Raw genomic sequence first — 15,609 nt, forward strand, 5'->3', positions numbered from 1 at the left:
CATCGCTGGGGGAGGGGCTGGGGGATAGGGCGGGCTCTCGCCGCATGCGGACGTCTGGCGGAAAGCCGGCCGCCCGCCCTGCACTGGATGCTACGGCAGGTGAGCATACGGATCGTGGCCGTCGAGTCTGGCTGGTCGTCCTTAGCGGGCGCTGCCGTCTTCAAGTCCCGCAGGCCCGCTCCCTTTTTTTCTCGGCCTGCAGCACGCCGCGGTGGGTTCGGTCACGAGAGTTCGCGAATGAACTCATTGGCTTGCGGCCACTCGCCATAGCCTGAAGCGGGATTCAGATGCCCGACTTCGCCGAGTTCGACGAAGCGGCTGCCCCACGCCTGCGCCAGGCCGCGGGCGCGGTCGAGACGAGTCAGAGGATCGTTGCTGCTTGCCGCAACAATGCTCGGAAACGGCAAAGCGCAGCGAGGGATCGGCAGCCAGCCATGGTCGCCCAGCGTGTTGAGCGTCGGATAGCCGGCCGGCATGGACGTCTCGAGGTCGGCGGGTGCCGCAAGGAGGGCGCCGAGAATCTCACGTGTGGCGCCTCGGGCTGCCCAATGGGCGACCATCATCGCGCCTGCGCTGTGCGCCACGATGATCACCGGCCCCTCGACGGTGGCCAAAGCGCGATCGATCGCGTCGACGCGGGCAGCGCAACTCAGCTTGTCTTGCTCAAGCGGGGCGACGCTGACGACGCGAGGCAGCGCCGCCGCCAGCAGGGTCTRCCAGTGTTCCGCAACATGGTCACGCAGGCCAGGGACGATGAGAACGGTCGGTGCCGTAGAGGTCATGTCGATCTTTCAGTAAGGCGCGTCACCGATGATGGCGGTACGCTCCATCTTTCGGTGGCACGGTGGATAATCCATCACTGCGTAGTGCTGGGTTGAACGGTTGTCCCAGAACGCAACGCTGTTCTTCTTCCAACGAAAACGCACTTGGTATTCGGGGATGTTGGCCTGGCTGACCAGGTAGCTAAGCAAATTGCCGGCACCCGGCGCCTTGTCCAGCCCGAAGCGCACGTTGGCCGGCACATTGAAATTTGTGAAGTGCGTCGTAAAGCTTCCATTGACAAACAGCAATTTCTCTCCGGTTTCGGGATGGGTGCGCACAACCGGGTGCTCGGCGTCCGGGTACTGAGCCTTCAGTGCGAGACGCTTTTCGATCGGCATCGCGGCACCGAAGCTCGCCTCGATGCTGTGGCGCGCGCGCAATGTGGCGATCTTCGTCTTGATCTCCTCGGGCAACTGGTTGTAAGCCTCGACCATGTTGACCCACATCGTGTCGCCGCCCACAGGCGGACATTCGACGCAGCGCAGCACGCAGCCCATCGGAGGCTTTTCGCGCCAAGTGGCATCGGTATGCCAGGAATTCTCGTTGCGTTCGGGGGGGCTGTCCGGGGTCTTGTAGATCTGAACCAGTCCTGGGTAATCGGGATGGCTGCCTACCACCGGGTGGTCCTCCAGCTCACCGAAGCGGCGCGCAAAGGCTACGTGCTGCGCGCGCGTCATGTCCTGGTCGCGGAAGAACACTACGCGATGCTTTAGGAGCAGCGCCCGAATTTCCGCCATCTGTTGGTCGTCCTCGGCAGCCGCGCCAAGGTTGACGTTGCTGAGCTCCGCACCGATCGTGCATGTGATTGGCTCGACCCGGATCGAGTTGCCCAGCGAGGTTGCGCGGACCACTGCGGGTGCCGCCTTGAGGTGTTGAATCATGAACGTGTCTCCGCTTGTCGGTTAGGCCGATCGATCCTTGCGAGTTTGGATGTCGCGGGTATCTCCCGCTTGACAGTACATGACAGGGATTTATCATTCCATGTCAATGTCCTCCTAAGTTCTCCAATGGCGTCACTTGTCCGCGCTGCGGCCCTCACCAACTACAGCGAGGTCGCTCGAGCCTCCGGACTGGATCCGGTGCGGATGCTCTTTGACGCGGGCTTGAGTCCGAGCGTACTGTGCGAGCCGGACATCATGATTCCAGTCGAGTGTGTCGGAAGGCTGCTTCAGGCGTCCGCAACCATGTCAGGCAATGAGAGTTTCGGACTGTGCATGGCCGAGTCGCGCCTTTTGTCCAATCTTGGGCCGGTAGGATTGCTGATCCGCGATCAGGCGACGCTGCGCGACTCGCTTCGCATGCTGATGCGTTATCAAGCGTCGCTCAACAGTGCGTTGTCGCTGGCGGTCGAGGAGTGCGATGAACTGGTCATTATTCGCGAGGTGGTAATGGCTGGCAAAGCACATCAACCCACGCGTCAAAGGGTTGAACTGGCGCTAGGGGTCATGGTGCGTTTGATACGTCAACTCCACAAGCCCGACTGGGAGCCGCGGCGCGTATGCTTTGAGCACCCGGCGCCGCGCGATCTGAGTACGCACCGACGGTTTTTTGGCCCTTGCGTCGAATTCGACTATGACTTCAACTGCATTATCTGCGCGAAGGCCGACCTCGATGCACCCAACCCGTCCGCGGATCCGGCCATGGGGCGCTACGCGCAGCAGTTGATAGACGCGTCCTCCATGGCGCAGCAGGCGACAATGCCTGAGGACGTGCGGCGCATGATCCTGCTGCTGTTGCCCAGCGGGCGCTGCAGCATCGAACAAGTGGCTGAGCATCTGGGCGTGGTGTGCCGAACGGTCCAGCGCCGGCTGGCGGAGCATGGGCAAAGCTTCTCGTCGATCGTGAACGACATCCGTACGGAGCTCGCCATACGCCATGTCAACGAGAGCGATCGTCCGTTGACGGAGGTCGCGACCCTGCTCGGTTTTTCCGCGCCGAGCGGATTCTCGCGCTGGTATCACGTGCAATTTGGCTGCAGCCCGAAGGAGAGCAGGGCAGCACGCGGCACATTGCGCCGGCAGGCGGCACCGACCTGAGCATAGCCCTGGCAGAGCGTAAGCCGCGTCAGGCCCTGTCATGTACGGACGCTCTCTTTGCCGGATTCCGCAGGTCTTCCGTCTCGCCAGCCGCGCGACGCGTGGCGAATTGGCGTTCGAGCAACCTGCTCTCCACTCATCCTCTCTATCTGCAGGTTGCCAGCGAAGACCGCGATATCTGCTCGCAAGTATGGTCCCGCGAGGCAGCGGCTGTCCCGCCGGGAGACATCAGCGCGGGTTGGCAGAGTCTCTAGAGCCCGCGACCGTTCCCGATGGCGCGGCCGTTCGTGCTGCTGGCAGACGTCCGCCTGGCGCTACGAAAGTCCATTAGTGTGGCTGGACCCRACGTTCAAATGACTGCGTGGTCGAGCTGACTTACGACGCTTCATGGCCGGCTAATGCCGTTGCACAGGCGTGTGGTTTAAGGAAGTCGACGAAGCCTATTCCACCCAGGATTGTCACATCCAGGCACGCGGCGTGGCTTGGCGGAGGTAGCCGTCGCGGATATTGCACAAAGAACACCGGCGCAGCCACCGGTAGATACCCACTAGTTGACCAGCCTTGCGGCGAGCGTTCGCCGCCGGGCAGGGAGTTTAGTCGCCACTAAAGCCTAATGGCTCGCGGCGTAGGCTAACCGCGAGACGGAACAACCTTGAGTGGCGTAACCACAGCCTGCTCTGTTAATCTCACACAATTTTGTGTAGCTGCGACGACCTCGCAGCGAGCACCAAACAAGCTGTCGCCAATAGGAGCGACATTGCAACGGGAACGGGGAGCAGGGATGAAGGGGATAGTTTTCAATTTGCTGGAAGACGTGGTCATCCGGCACCATGGCGAGGACGCGTGGGATTCCCTGCTGGAAGGCGCGGACCTAGACGGCGCTTACACTTCCCTTGGCAGCTATCCCGATGACGATATCTACAAACTCGTCGGCGTCGCTGCACAGACGTTGGACATGACCCCGTTTGCCACCCTGCGCTGGTTCGGACGCGAGGCGATGCCTTTGCTTGCCAGCCGCTATCCTACCTACTTTAGCGCCCACACCACGACTCGCCCGTTCGTGCTCAGTGTCAATTCCATAATTCACCCCGAAGTCCGCAAGGTCTACCCGGGTGCGGACGTCCCGACCTTCGGCTTCCGCGACGAACCGGACGGGTCGCTGCTGATGACCTACCGTTCCGCGCGGCGTCTGTGCGCACTGGCACAAGGTTTTGTCGAAGGCGCGGCCGACCACTTTGGGGAAGCGCTGAGTTTTGACCACCTCCAATGCATGCATCAAGGTGACCAGAGCTGTCAGTGTCGGATTAGCTTCCTTGGCAAGAAGGCGAGCTAAGTTACCATGAACAGCGTTCAGCAGTTTGAGGTGGAGACCGAAAAACTGCGCCGGCGGCTCCAGCGTGAGCGCAAGGCGCGCATCGAGGCGGAAATCATCGCTGAGAAAGGGCTTCGCGAGCTCTATGAAAAACAACAGCAATTGCAGTTGTTGGAGGCTGTCGCAGACGCGGCCAATCAGGCGATATCCGTCGCCGATGCGCTTCAGTTTGCCGTACGTACGGTTTGCCAGTTCACCGGCTGGCAGATTGGGCACGCGTACCTTGTGGATGGCACCGGGGGCGAGCCACGCCTGCTCTCGACGTCCATCTGGCATGGCGTCGAGGGCGAGCGCTTTCATGATTTCTACCAAGCCACCGAGGCCGTGGACTTTCGGACCGGCGTTGGCTTGCCTGGTCGCGTACTTGCCAGCGCAACGCCTGCATGGGTCATGGACATTGCCCGGGACCCCTATTTCTCCCGCGCCGGCGTGGCTGAGCGGGTCGGGTTGCGGGCCTCCGCTGCCTTCCCGGTGCTGCTGGGCAGCGAAGTGACTGCGGTCCTTGAGTTCTTTGCCGACCGCGTGCTGGAACCGAACGAAAGGCTGCTGCACCTGATGGCGCAAGTTGGTACCCAACTGGGCCGAGTGGTCGAGCGCAAACGTGCTGAAGACCAATTGATTCACGATGCCTTCCACGACGCGCTTACCGGCCTGCCTAACCGTGCATTGTTTGCTGACCGACTTGCCCGTGCCGTTGCTCGCGGTATTCGCCATCGAGAAGTTACATTCGCAGTGCTCTTTGTCGACTTGGACCGTTTCAAGCTGGTCAACGACAGCCTCGGTCATCTGGCCGGCGACACCCTCATCATCCAGGTAGCGGGTCGCATGGCAAGATGTCTGCGTGAAAGCGATACGCTGGCTCGGATGGGGGGCGATGAATTCACGATTCTGCTGGACAGCGTGGCCGACGTGAATGACGCGGTACGCATGACCGAACGATTGATGCGGGCCTTCGAAGCGCCTTTCCAGATAGAAGGCGAGGAGCTCTACGCGAGCGCCAGCATCGGCATCGCCATCAGTTCCTTGGGCTACGAATCGGCCGAGGAAATTCTTCGGCATGCGGACCTGGCGATGTATCGGGCCAAAACGCTGGGCAAGAGCCGCTACGAAGTCTACGACCACACCATGCACGAGCATGCCGTGAGTCGCCTCGCACTGGAAACCAGCCTGCGGCGTGCCCTGCAGAATAACGAGTTTGTCCTGCACTACCAGCCCGTCGTCACCTTGGACAATGAGGAAATTGTCGGTGTGGAAGCGTTGGTGCGCTGGCGCAAGTCGGAAACGGAGCTGGTCTATCCTGCCGACTTCATCCAGGTGGCAGAAGATACCGGCCTGATTCTGTTCCTCGGCATGTGGGTGCTGCGCGAGGCTTGCAAAACGATGGCCCACTGGCACAAGGAGTATCCCCGTACACCCGCACTGACGGTCAGCGTCAATGTCTCCGCGCGCCAGTTTGCCCAGCACGACTTTGTTCAGCATGTGGGCAGAGTGTTATCGGACACCGGCATCAATCCACGCACGGTCAGGCTGGAGATTACGGAGAGCATTACCATGGTGGATTCGGAACGGACCGTCGCCGTGCTCACGCAACTTCGTGAACTAGGGGTGCGTATCAGCATCGACGATTTCGGCACGGGTTACTCCTCCCTCAGCTACCTGCACCGCTTCCCGCTGGATATTTTGAAGATTGACCGGTCCTTTGTGGCTCAACTCGACCGTGGCCATGAAGGCTTGCAAGTTGTGCAGACCATCATGAGTCTGGCCCGCAACCTCGGCATCGAGGTGGTCGCCGAGGGTACCGAAACGCAAAGGCACGTGACGCACCTCAAGTCGCTGGGCTGCGATTTCGGGCAAGGCTATTTTTTCTCCAAGCCCCTGGAATCGGTCGCCCTTTCTGCGCTGCTGGAGGCGCAAGTGCCACAGAATACTGAGGCAACGCTCGATATTGACGCGTGTGATTCTTCCGCGGCCAATTGAGCGCGCGGCAAGTAGACTCGAGGCGGCGGGCTTGCCTCCACAGGAGAGTGACAGTTCCATTTTTTGGCCTTTGGATTTCGATGCGGCATTTTTGAGATGCGGCCCAACTTCTCGGCAAGTGCCTCACCGCCGCGGCCACAAGGTTTGCGCTTTCGTGCGCTGCAGCAGTCGACGGTGGCCGTAACCCTTTCACAGTCTTCTCCGGAGCCCAGATTCTTCCCACAGCCATAGGAAGACCGGCAAGTAACTTGGGCGCGCCCCCAAGAGGGCCTGCGTCCAAGATACGCCCTTGTGCTCTGCAGAGCATACGGGCGTATCCCGGCCAACCCTCCTTCTTAGGCTCGCGAGTACCAGCACCGGTGCGACGAATAGTGCCACCTGGACGCTCGAGCCGACCGCAATGGAGAACGAGAGGTCGACGCGATTTCTCATGGCTGCGGTAATGGCCGATGCATGCTCGGCGGCATTTGCCAGGATCGCCACCACGAAAACACCGACGAATATGTCGCTGAGGGCGTAGTCGCGCATCATGGGGGCAAGCGCACCCACCATGATCTCGCTCATCCACGCCGTCCCTACGGTGGCCGCTGCGCGTGTCGCAATCGCCCGCGCTACGGACGAGGAGGGTTGATTCTCCACGCCTTCCGGAACTACCGTCTCCGTTTCGTAGGCGCTGCGGTACAGCACGAGGCGAGCGCCGGCATTCCATGCGCCCCGCATCGATCGTCCCAATGCGGCCGCGGGGCGCTCCTCCGAAGACATCGAACTTCCTTAACTCGTTAGTCGAAAGAATTCATCACGGCATCCCCGCAAGTCGGATAACCGGGGATATGCTCGCCTAAACCTTGCGCGATCGGGTGATGCGAACGAAGCCGCTTGAGGGTAATCAAGCGAAAGATGCCGCATGATGGTGACCCGGTCCGACACCGATGAAGCAGATCGCTACCGAGATGAACGACAAGGACTGGAGGGTACAGACGGGGAGGGGCAGAGGTAGGGTAAGACCGCGAATAAGCCCGACAACAGCGCCGACGGCAGACGCCGGTCAGCGCAGCATCGATGAGCGGCTGCATTGTCCCTTTGCATTCCTGTCCTTCTTTTCCTTTAGTGAGGCCGACGAAATGCCTCTCAGTTTCTAATTGCATGAGGACGGAGAGCCACGATGAATCCGATGTTCACTGTGCTGCTTACCGGCCTCATCGCATTGGGCACGGCTAAAGCGCTTGCGGATTCTCCCAAGGCGGCTCGCGCGCAGGAATTGGCTGCTACCGCCGACACCATAGGACAGGAGCCCGGCAGTGCGGATTTCATGCGGGTCACCTCCGTTGAAGGTATCACCGAGTATCGACTGCCCAACGGACTACGTGTCCTGCTGGCACCGGACGACTCTGTCCCCCGCACAACTGTGAACATCACTTACCTAGTCGGCAGCCGGGACGAAGGGCGAGCGGAAGCGGGCATGGCTCATCTGCTCGAGCACATGATGTTCAAAGGGACGGACACCCTGACGGCCGCTTCTCTGCGGGAAGAGTTTGCACGCCGTGGCATGAGCGCCAACGGCACGACTACCGTCGACCGCACCAACTACTTCGCCACCTTTCCGTTCAGTGAGGACAACCTGGATTGGATACTGCGCATGGAAGCGGACCGGATGGTCAACAGCCGACTCGAGGCGGTCGACCTGCGCAGCGAAATGCCCGTGGTCTTGAATGAGATGGAGATCGGACAAACTCAGCCGCAGAGGGTATTGCTTCTGGCCTTGAATGCCACTGCCTACCAATGGCATCCTATGGCAGAGCTACTATCGGCACGCGACATGATCTGGAGAACGCTTCAATTCCGCTGCTACGCGCGTTTTACAAGCGCTACTACCAGCCCGACAATGCCGTGCTGGTGGTTGGCGGCACGTTCGATCCGGCATGGGTGCTGGCTACCATCGCCCGCCATTTCGGTCCGATTCCCCGTCCCGAGCGCACACTCATGGCCGCTGTCACCGCCGAGCCCGCGCAGGAAGGTGAGCGTCTCGTGACGCTGCTCCGGGCAGACGACACCCGAATCATCGGCGCGATGTATCACGTTCCGCAAGCCGCGCATCCCGACGCTGTGCCGATGTGGCTGCTGCTCCAGGTGCTGAGTGGCCCCTCGGGTGGGCGTCTGAACAAGAGTCTGGTCGATGCCAGGAAGGCCTCCAGCGTATCGGCGGAGATCGGCGCCATGCGTGACCCCGGCACGGTTCTCTTCCTTGTTGAAGTCTCTAAGGGGAAATCGCTGGAGTTGGCCAACGAGGCCTTGCTGGAGCAGGTCGAAGGTCTCGCAGAGCGTCCGGTGACTACCGTCGAGCTCGAGCGCGTGCGCGTCGATGCGCGCAATGCGATTGACAGGGTGTTCAGGAACCCCGACGCGCTGGTTATGCAGTTGTCCGAAGCGATTGCATGGGGGGATTGGCGTCTGTGGTTCCTTCTTCGCGATCGCGTGGAGAATGCTAGCGTCGAGGACCTGCAGCGTGTGGCCATGCGGTATCTGCGACGTGCAAACCGCACGGAAGGCAGGCTGATTCCGGGCGAGCAACCACAACGCGTCGAGATGCCGCCGCCTACAGATCTTGCGCACCTGCTTGATGGCTATCGCGGCAAGCCCGTGGCCGCGCCGCCACCGCAATTCGATCCCGCCCCGGAGAACATCGAGGCGCATACGCAACGGTTCACGTTCTCCAACGGAATGAAATTGGCAATGTTGAGTCGCCCAACTCGCGGTGACATTGTCACCGGAATGTTAATTCTGAACATGGGTACGATCGACAGTCTTAAGGGGAGGGCTCCTGTCGCCGAGCTGACTGCCGCCGCGTTGACCCACGGTGCGGGCGGCCGCGACCGCGAGCAGCTCGCGGACTTGCTCGCCAGGCTCAAGTCCACCGTCAACATCACTGCGCAAGCGGATCGCGTGACGATTCGATTCGAAACGCACAGAGACCAGCTCGCAGACTTCCTTCCGGTGTTGCACGATATCCTGCGTAAGCCCGCTCTGGACACCACCGATTTTGACGACATCAAGCGCTCCAGCATCGCCGAGATCGAGCGCGTCGGCAATGCCCCGGGCATGCTGGCGTCTGTCACGATGGACCGACACGACAATCCCTACCCGCCTGGCGATCCGCGCCATACGCAAGATCAGCGTGAGCGCATTGCAGGCGTGGACGCGACGCGCGTGGATGACATCCGTGATTTTCATCACAGGTTCTACGGCGCCAGCCACTCGCAGTTGGCGCTGGTGGGCGACTTCGACGTAGACGGCGCGAAAGACCAACTCGAGAAGCTGTTCGGTGACTGGAGCGCCTCCGAGCCCTATGTCCATGTCGATCGGCCCTACCGTCCGATCACTCCTGCGACATTGACGGCCAAAACCACGAACAATGCTAGCGCCATCTACTTGGCCCGCATACCGATGGCCGTGACCATGAGCTCAGCCGACTATGCAGACCTCGCCATCGCCGATCGAATCTACGGTGGCAAGTCACTGCGTGGCAGGCTATCCGAAAGGCTCCGTCAGAGCGATGGCATCAGCTATTCGGCCGGTAGCTCCTTGCAGATCAACGCGATCGACACGGCAGGCAGTTTCACCATGCAGGCTTCCTTTGCGCCGCGCAACCTGGAGCGCGTCAAGCGTGCCGCCGAAGAGGAGCTCGCGCGCTTCGTGCGGGACGGAATCACGGCAGAAGAGCTTGCCGACGCAAAGAGCGGATTGCTTGAACAAGGCACCATTGCGCGAACGCGGGATAGCGTACTGGCACAAAACCTGGCCGACCAACTGTCCGTTGGCCAAACCATGGACTTCACCGCAGAGCAGGAACAGCACGTGCGCACGGCCACAGTCGCCTCGGTCAACGCTGCGATCCGCAAATACATCGTGCCGAAGCGTGTCATCAGCGTATTTGCCGGCGACCTGAGGTCCGGAGCGGCGAAAGCCGCGCCGGCATCGAGATAACATACCCTCGCCAGAGCGCGCTTCCTCACCCTCGCTGAGCAAGAAGCTACCGGCTTGGCGCTGTGGCGGTCTATTCTTTACCTGCGGCGGGATTCTTGTGGGGGTATCCCCGGAATGTCCCGATATATCAACTGGTTGTCCCATAATGTCAAATGGCCGGCCGCGTTCTCGCCAATACTAGTGCGGGTACCTAGGAGGACTCCGCTGTTACCTGAATTGCGCTCTGGAACAATGCGATTGCGAACTGCAAAGCAATTTCACTCTGCCGGTACGCCGTCACAAATCAATAGTTGAGGAGAAAAATGGTCCGACTGAACTTCCTTGTAACTGCCTTGGCCTTGTCGATAACCCTGGCTAACAGTGCCGTTATCGCGCAGCCTTCACAACAGACGACACCATCGACTTCGTCGGCTACCACGGATGTCAACGAAGTACCGCAGCCGCCCAAAGGAATGACGCCGGCCGAAAGAAAGAAGTGGTTCAGCGAACGCTTCAGGGAGGCCGATGTTGATCATGACGGCAAACTGACCCGTGAAGAAGCACGCACTGGCATGCCTGAGGTCTACAAGCGCTTCGACCAGCTTGATACCAGGAAACGCGGTTACGTGACCGAGCGGCAAGTGGGTGCAGCCTGGTCAAAATTGATCAAGGACGATATGCAGAAGAAAAATCCAATCATCAACTAGGAGACCGCGCCAAAGCGGGGGCCGACGACCGGACCGCTGCTGAGAGGACAATGAGGCACCTGCATTCATGGCTTCCGATCCTGCGCCGGCGACCTCCGTCCTGCAACTTCGAATTGCTCTGCGCGGCTTGAGCCCGCCGGTCTGGCGGCGTTTGCTCATTCCTGAGCGCGTCACGCTGGCTCGGCTCCACGAGGTCATTCAGGCAGCCATGGGCTGGACAGACGATCACCTGCACCAGTTCATCATTCGTGGCCGGCGATATGGCGAAAGCCGCGATGGGGCTCTGCAATTTTCCGCGGCGGCAACCGCGCTGACGCCGGGCGCATTCGCTCTGTGCGAGCACGAGGCCTTCGTCTATGTGTACGACTTCAATGCATGGTGGCGGCACGATATCCGCGTCGAGCGGCGCGTGCTGAGGCAGGACATCGTGCGCGCTCTGATGGGCGGGCAGCAGGGCCCGTTCTCAGGAACTCTTCAAGAACCCCAATTAGGCAGTCGCTTTTCTACAAAGGCCGCAATCCCTTCACGCGCATCGTCGGTGTCTGCAACGCGACAGAACGTATCGACCGCGTAGGAAACACCACGACGGTAGTCGCTGTCGACGGCCCGATGGAATGCTGCTCTGCCAATGTTCATCGCAGATGCCGACTTGGCAGCTAGGGTCGAGGCCAGTAACCGCGCCTCCTCGAGTACCTCGTTCGCTGGCACGACACGATTCACGAGATGCAACGCCTGCGCTTCGTTCGCGCCGAAGGCACGCCCGGTGAAGAGCAGATCGAATGCCACGTGACGGCCGACAATGCGCGGCAAATGGGTGAAGTGGATTGCCGGGAGCATGCCGACTTCGATTTCGGGGTATCCGAAGCTGGCATCCTCGGCAGCCACAATCAGATCGCAGGAGATAGCCAGGGTCATGCCGCCTCCGCGCGCAGCTCCACTCACCGCGGCGATAGACGGCTTGCCCAGACGATACTGCGCTTCGGACAACTGGACGTAGAGCTTGTCCAGGAGCGTGTGAACGGTGTCCGCCGAAGCGCCTTGCAGTGCGGCAATATCAAGCCCGGCGCAGAATCGTTTCGGTACCGCACTCGCAACGATGACGGCCCGAACCGCGTCGTCAGAGGCCGCACGGTCCAAAGCCCGAATCAGCGCGTCGACCATCGGAACGGTGAGGGCATTGACAGGAGCGTTGTCGAGGAGGATTTCGGCGACGTGATCGCGGACAGTGTAGGTAACCAAGGACATAGTCTACTCAATACTGGTTTGGGGTCTAGGCGGCTGCGATCGCCGCAGCGGAGGTTACCGTGCCGGCGCGGTGCATACCTTCAATCTGCTCAGGCGTAAAACCAGCCTCGTGCAAGATTTCGTCAGTGTGTTCGCCGAGCAGCGGGGCTGGACGGCTTGCATGGCGTGCTTCTCGGCGGAAGCGCACGGGCAGGCCAACATTCGCGACGGTGCCCAGGACGGGATGCTCCGTCTCGACGATCAATTGTCGGGCCTGTACCTGAGGGTGCGCCAGAGCCTGGTCCAAAGTCTGGATCTGCGAGCAAGGCACGCCTATTTGCCGGAGCGCTTCCATCCAGTAAGCGAGCGGCTGAGTCGAGAGGCGCGACTGCACTAGATCGACCGTTCGGGAGAAGTTCCGTACCCGAGCGGCATTGGTAGCAAAGTCCGGATGGTCTACCCAGTCCTCGAGACCCGCCACAGAACAGAAGCGCTTCCATTGCGAGTCATTGCCAACTCCGAGCATCAGCGGCGCATCGGCTGCATCGAATGCCTGGTACGGTGACATCGACGGATGTGCTGTGCCCATCCGTTGTGGTGCTTTTCCGCTACGCCAGTAGTTCTGCGCCATATATCCCATGAAGCCGAGGGCGGTCTCCATAAGCGCCACTTCCAGATAGGTCCCTTTTCCGGTTGTGTGTCGTTCGAGCAGGGCAGCCAGGATGCCACTGAGGGCGTGCATGCCTGTGCCGATGTCAACGGGCGAGAAGCTCGCCCGTGCAAACTTCCCGCCGGGCTCCCCCATGGTGCTGATCATCCCACTGAATGCTTGCAACATCACGTCATAGCCGGGCTCGTTACCCAGGGGGCCATCGCGCCCGTAGCCGGATATCTCGCAGTAGATCAACCGGGGATTCACGGCGCTCAACGTGTCGTAGTCCACGCCGAGTTTCTTGGCGGTACCGCCACCGAATCCCTGCAATACCACGTCAACGTTGGCCGCCAGTTCTTGCACGACGCGTTGGCCGGCTTCGGTTTTGAGATCTAGCGCGATGCTGCGCTTGTTGTGATTGACGGCCAGGAATACGGCAGACTGGCCCGCATCCTGAGGAAGCCAGCCGCGCGTGTCGTCGCCCGAACCCGGCGGCTCGACTTTGATGRCATCTGCGCCCAGCTCACCGAGGTATTGGCCGCATAGGGGGCCGGCCAGGACCTTGCTCAGGTCCAGAACCCGAATGCCTTTCAATGGTTGCATGGTTTGAGTTTCCTTTTTATTCCGGCTGGATGCCAAGACCGCGCGCGATGTTCGTCCAACGCTCGGCGTCTGTTCGGACGAAGCTGACGAGCTGGTCGGGACGTGTCGGCATCGGTTCGGCGCCGCGATTGCGTAGCGCTGCAACGTAATCGGGGTCGTTGACTGCCTTTGCCGCAGCCGCTCGCAGGCGGTCTACGACCGCCTTAGGCGTCTGCGCGGGGGCTTGCAGGGAGAACCAGAACTTCAGGTCCGCGCCTGGATATCCCGCCTCCTTGAGCGTCGGCACGTCCGGCAGCATCGGAGAGCGCTGCGAAGAGGTAATGGCAAGTGGCTTCAGCTTGCCGCCCTGGATCTGGCCGATGCACGTAGTGAATGAGTCGAACACAAAGTCGACCTGGCCGGCCATCACGTCCGTGAGAGCCGGGGAGCTACCTTTGTACGGCACCGCTACCGCTTTGAAGTCAGCCTTTTTCTGCAGCAGAGAGYCATAAATGTGCGGTGATGATCCAGCGCCAAAGGTTGCGTAGGTCAGAGCGTCGGGCTTCGCCTTCCCGAATTGGACCAGATCGGCAAGCGTCTTTACCTTGAGTTTGTCGGGATGGATCACTAAGACGTTCGGCATCGAGCCTGTCGTCGCGATGGGCACGAAATCTCGTCCTGGCAGGAAGCGCGCATGCGGGTACATCAGCGGGTTCACAGCTTGCATCGCTACGGTGTTGTGCAGCAGGGTGTAGCCGTCATTGCCGCTATCGAGCACATGCTGGGCGCCAATGTTGCCGCTGGCACCAGGGCGATTGTCGATGACGACTGGCTGGCCCAATTCTTTTGACAGGGCCGTCGCCAATAGGCGGGCAATGAAGTCGGTGGGCCCGCCAGCAGCAAACGGCACAACGATCCGGACGGGCTTGGTCGGCCAATCAGCGGCGAAGAGGGGGCTTGCCATTACGGAGGCGACTGCCCCCAGCAGCAATGTGCGTCGTGTCGGATTCATCATCGTGTCCTATGGTTTTGCCCGTAGCATGACGACCTGCCGGATATAAGTCCAAGACAAGTTTCGGATATCCGATATAAGATTTCGATATGGCCAATTCGCCGAGGCACTTCATGGCTCTCGAACTTCGTACCCTGCGGGGATTTGTCACAGTCTGCGCAGCGGGTTCCATTTCTCGCGCTGCCGAGCGCCTGCACATCGCGCAACCTGCGCTAAGCCTCCAGATGAAGAACTTGGAGGAGGAGTTCGGAGCGGCCTTGCTTGAGCGAACGCCGCGCGGGGTCGTGGCCACGGCCGCAGGCGAGATGTTGCTCGCACATGCGACCGATATCCTTCGGCGCGTGGAAGTGGCGTACGAAGACATTCGGACAGCGATCAAGCAACCGCAGGGGCGGGTAGCCGTCGGGTTACCGCAGTCGTTGGCAAAGCTACTGACCGTGCCACTCGTGAAGGAAGTCTGCGCGGAATGGCCGGGGATTGACCTGCAAATCATCGAACAGAGCACCGGATACATCCCGCAAGGGCTGCTGACCGGGCATCTGGATATTGGCATGACCTTCGGCGGTACGCCCGAGCCCGGGCTGCGCGCAGATCGGGTGCTCGAAGAACGCCTATTGCTTGTCGGGCCGCCCGGCGAGCTCTCGGCGCACGGTCGAAACGGAATCAACGCTGCTCTCAGCGTGCCGTTCTCGCGATTGGGTGACTACCCATTGATTCTTCCCGCCGGACTGCATGGTCTACGCAGCCTCATCGATCGGTTCAGCGCATCCCAAGACACCGAACTTCAGGTCATTGCGGAAGTGAATGCGATTCCGGAGCTCATAGCCCTTGCTGCTGCGGGGGCGGGCTTCACAATCCTGTCTCACGCGTCTGTACAGGAAGAGTGGCGAGGTGGCATCGTATCCTGTGCGCGAGTCGCTGAAGAGGGGTTCACGCGACAGGTCTACCTTTGCCGGGCCGCGACGCTACCCGCGTCGTTGGCCGTGACGACGGTATGGCAGCGTCTTCTCGCAATAACTGGGCGGTTGGTAGACGGCGGACAGTGGCCAGTCCATTGCTTTAACGCGCGCGGGGATAGCGCTGGGAGTTAGTACTGAGAGGTTCAGGAAGTTCTCCCGCCCAGGTTCAGTACCTTGCGCCAGAATGAAGCTTGATGGGCTGCGGTGGTGGCGCCCAGCCTGCTCGGCAAGATTGCCATATGCGGTGGTCGCTCGGCTTCGGCTATGCATTGACGGCCCTTGGCGCAGCAGGGCGTTTTACTCCGA

Annotated in this window: 13 protein-coding genes and 1 pseudogene; 8 read left to right on the forward strand and 6 right to left on the reverse strand. The window is 60.7% G+C overall.

All coding sequences use genetic code 11. The features are described from left to right. Positions 1 to 221 precede the first annotated feature (221 nt). The gene (locus AB4Z48_RS33550; RefSeq protein ID WP_441622043.1) at positions 222 to 782 is read right to left on the reverse strand and encodes an RBBP9/YdeN family alpha/beta hydrolase; all 561 of its coding nucleotides are present in this window, start codon (positions 780 to 782) and stop codon (positions 222 to 224) included. A gap of 9 nt (positions 783 to 791) precedes the next feature. Then, a complete protein-coding gene (locus tag AB4Z48_RS33555) occupies positions 792 to 1,703 on the reverse strand; it encodes a TauD/TfdA dioxygenase family protein (protein WP_441622045.1) in 912 nt (303 codons plus the stop codon). A 126-nt stretch (positions 1,704 to 1,829) separates the two neighbouring features. On the opposite strand from AB4Z48_RS33555, the gene AB4Z48_RS33560 reads away from it, so the two are divergent. The 3 genes from AB4Z48_RS33560 to AB4Z48_RS33570 all read left to right on the forward strand — a co-directional run bounded on the left by AB4Z48_RS33560 (position 1,830) and on the right by AB4Z48_RS33570 (position 6,207). Then, positions 1,830 to 2,858: an AraC family transcriptional regulator gene (locus AB4Z48_RS33560; RefSeq protein ID WP_441622047.1), complete on the forward strand. Its 1,029-nt coding sequence runs from the start codon at positions 1,830 to 1,832 to the stop codon at positions 2,856 to 2,858. A gap of 781 nt (positions 2,859 to 3,639) precedes the next feature. Beyond that, entirely contained in the window at positions 3,640 to 4,191 is a 552-nt protein-coding gene (locus tag AB4Z48_RS33565; protein ID WP_441622049.1) for a heme NO-binding domain-containing protein, read from the forward strand. 6 nt (positions 4,192 to 4,197) lie between these two features. Further along, positions 4,198 to 6,207 carry a putative bifunctional diguanylate cyclase/phosphodiesterase gene (locus tag AB4Z48_RS33570; RefSeq protein ID WP_441622051.1) on the forward strand — a complete coding sequence of 670 codons (2,010 nt, stop codon included), beginning with the start codon at positions 4,198 to 4,200 and terminating at the stop codon, positions 6,205 to 6,207. Between the two features lie 189 nt (positions 6,208 to 6,396). Here AB4Z48_RS33570 and AB4Z48_RS33575 read toward each other — a convergent pair whose 3' ends face one another. Then, complete coding sequence (locus AB4Z48_RS33575) at positions 6,397 to 6,969, reverse strand: hypothetical protein (protein WP_441622053.1); 573 nt, start codon at positions 6,967 to 6,969, stop codon at positions 6,397 to 6,399. Between the two features lie 547 nt (positions 6,970 to 7,516). On the opposite strand from AB4Z48_RS33575, the pseudogene AB4Z48_RS33580 reads away from it, so the two are divergent. The 4 genes and pseudogenes from AB4Z48_RS33580 to AB4Z48_RS33595 all read left to right on the forward strand — a co-directional run. After that, positions 7,517 to 7,945 (forward strand): annotated as a pseudogene (locus AB4Z48_RS33580) (M16 family metallopeptidase); the annotation flags it as partial. Positions 7,946 to 7,986: 41 nt separating this feature from the next. Then, positions 7,987 to 10,188 (forward strand): M16 family metallopeptidase, encoded by a 2,202-nt coding sequence (locus AB4Z48_RS33585; protein WP_441622055.1) that lies wholly within the window; start codon positions 7,987 to 7,989, stop codon positions 10,186 to 10,188. Positions 10,189 to 10,490: 302 nt separating this feature from the next. After that, positions 10,491 to 10,874, forward strand: a complete 384-nt coding sequence (locus tag AB4Z48_RS33590; RefSeq protein WP_441622057.1) for an EF-hand domain-containing protein — start codon at positions 10,491 to 10,493, stop codon at positions 10,872 to 10,874. 67 nt (positions 10,875 to 10,941) lie between these two features. Next, on the forward strand, positions 10,942 to 11,448 hold the full coding sequence (locus AB4Z48_RS33595) for a plasmid pRiA4b ORF-3 family protein (RefSeq protein ID WP_441622059.1): 507 nt from the start codon (positions 10,942 to 10,944) through the stop codon (positions 11,446 to 11,448). Here the strand turns inward: AB4Z48_RS33595 and AB4Z48_RS33600 are convergent. From AB4Z48_RS33600 to AB4Z48_RS33610, 3 genes are read right to left on the reverse strand one after another with little or no spacing between them, the layout of a single operon-like run. Beyond that, positions 11,349 to 12,119: an enoyl-CoA hydratase/isomerase family protein gene (locus AB4Z48_RS33600; RefSeq protein WP_441622060.1), complete on the reverse strand. Its 771-nt coding sequence runs from the start codon at positions 12,117 to 12,119 to the stop codon at positions 11,349 to 11,351. The two genes, AB4Z48_RS33595 and AB4Z48_RS33600, sit on opposite strands and share 100 nt — an antisense overlap. A 25-nt stretch (positions 12,120 to 12,144) precedes the next feature. Next, entirely contained in the window at positions 12,145 to 13,353 is a 1,209-nt protein-coding gene (locus tag AB4Z48_RS33605) for a CaiB/BaiF CoA transferase family protein (RefSeq protein WP_441622062.1), read from the reverse strand. 16 nt (positions 13,354 to 13,369) lie between these two features. Further along, complete coding sequence (locus AB4Z48_RS33610) at positions 13,370 to 14,344, reverse strand: Bug family tripartite tricarboxylate transporter substrate binding protein (protein WP_441622100.1); 975 nt, start codon at positions 14,342 to 14,344, stop codon at positions 13,370 to 13,372. Between the two features lie 113 nt (positions 14,345 to 14,457). Between AB4Z48_RS33610 and AB4Z48_RS33615 the strand changes: the two genes are divergently transcribed. Continuing rightward, positions 14,458 to 15,435 carry a LysR family transcriptional regulator gene (locus AB4Z48_RS33615; protein ID WP_441622064.1) on the forward strand — a complete coding sequence of 326 codons (978 nt, stop codon included), beginning with the start codon at positions 14,458 to 14,460 and terminating at the stop codon, positions 15,433 to 15,435. Positions 15,436 to 15,609 lie beyond the last annotated feature (174 nt).

The organism is Cupriavidus sp. 2TAF22 (assembly GCF_052115045.1).
GTDB lineage: Bacteria > Pseudomonadota > Gammaproteobacteria > Burkholderiales > Burkholderiaceae > Cupriavidus.